2 protein-coding genes are annotated in these 1524 nt (G+C 45.7%); both read right to left on the bottom strand.

Going from position 1 to position 1524, the window contains the following annotated elements:
* Positions 1-1167: 6-phospho-beta-glucosidase (locus R7Z78_RS24260; protein ID WP_169643871.1), on the bottom strand; the 1167-nt coding region annotated here is incomplete at its 3' end.
* Positions 1168-1177: 10 nt separating this feature from the next.
* Complete coding sequence (locus R7Z78_RS24255; protein ID WP_005461092.1) at positions 1178-1489, bottom strand: PTS lactose/cellobiose transporter subunit IIA; 312 nt, start codon at positions 1487-1489, stop codon at positions 1178-1180.
* Positions 1490-1524: the final 35 nt, after the last annotated feature.

Genomic DNA, 1524 nt, shown 5'->3' with positions numbered 1-1524 from the left:
CGTCAACTGCTCATAAGCTTTCACTTGATGGAGTAGTCCTTTGATGTTGTTTGATAGCTCACCAACAGCAAGTGGTTTTGCTCCCCAACTACCAATCACTGCACTGCATTCAATCACGGCGTCATCCGGTAGACCATTGATCGCGCCGTTGTTTAAGACGTTTACGACATGAATGCTGTTACGGTTGTTATAAATAGAGTCGACGAGATTGAGTGACGCATCTGAGTAATACGCTCCCCCTCGCTCTTCCAACTCTTTCGGTTTGTGGTCTAAGTTCGGATCTTGATAGAGCTTAAACAATGCGTTTTCGGTTTCCATGACTTGCTCTGCGCGAGTCCCTTTTTCATCTGCGCTCTGCTTTTCTTCTGCCAACATAGCGTCTGTTTGGTAAAAATAGCGATGATAAGGACAAGGAATCGCACCAAGCGCTTTTAGAAATGCCGGATCCCACGGTTCTTCCCAAATGTTCTTCATACTGAAGTTAGCGCCATCTCCGACTTTCTCTAAGACGGTTTGAGTGATGTCTTCGCCTTTCAGCCACGCTTTGTGTACCCAGACCAGATGATTTAGACCTGCAAACTCCAACTGTAGCTCTTTAGGCTCGCAATCCATCATCTCTGCAATCATCATTTCCATTGAGACGGGTACATTACATAAGCCGATACTTTTGACTTTAGTATGCTTACTCACCGCTTCTGAGACGAGACCAGCAGGGTTCGTAAAGTTGAGCATCCAAGCGTTTGGCGCCAACTCTTCAATGTCTTTACAGATATCAAGAATGACCGGAATGGTTCTCAGTGCTTTAGCAAATCCGCCAGGGCCTGTGGTTTCTTGTCCGATCACATCGTATTTGATAGGAATTCTTTCATCGTTTGCTCGAGCAGCAAGCCCGCCTACACGGAATTGAGTCATGACAAAGTCAGCGCCTTTGATCGCAGCACGGCGGTCAAAATCCGCTTTAATTTCAATATCCGCGCCCGCTTTATCGACCATCCGCTGAGCCAAGCCCTTGATGATTTCTAGTTTTTCCGCGCCGGATTCTATGTCCACAAAGTGAATCTGTTTAACTGGCAAGTAATCCAAGCGTTTGATTACCCCTTCAACCAATTCCGGGGTATAGCTACTGCCACCACCAATAATGGCAAGTTTGATCGCCTCTCTAGACATAATGATTTCCTTACTTATTCGCGAGTTGCTTGTTCAAAGCGACAATCTCAACAGCCATTTCTTGCGCTAGAATCGTTGTCATTAAATGATCTTGAGCGTGCACCATAACCAGAGTCATCGGCACTTTGCCTTCCCCCTGATCTTCTTCGATCAGTTGCGTCTGAATTAAATGCGCCTTGTTAATGCACTCTCTGGCTTGCAACAATTTCTCTTCTGCTGCTTCAAATTTTTGCTCTCTCGCCAAACGGAGCGCTTCATAACTTAAACTTCTGGCTTCACCCGCATTGCAGATGATTTCCATTACAACCAGTTCTTGTTCCATTTTCTCTCTCCAGAAATATGGGCTGCTTGGTAAAA

Source organism: Vibrio sp. 1167 (genome assembly GCF_033340375.1).
GTDB lineage: Bacteria > Pseudomonadota > Gammaproteobacteria > Enterobacterales > Vibrionaceae > Vibrio > Vibrio alginolyticus.
Note: the sequence above shows the minus strand (reverse complement) of the source record. Positions and strands in the feature narration are given on the sequence as shown.

Bases quoted from the DNA above. Each gene is read 5' to 3' on its own strand.
- R7Z78_RS24255 (WP_005461092.1), bottom strand. From the start codon at position 1,489: ATGGAACAAGAACTGGTTGTAATGGAAATCATCTGCAATGCGGGTGAA.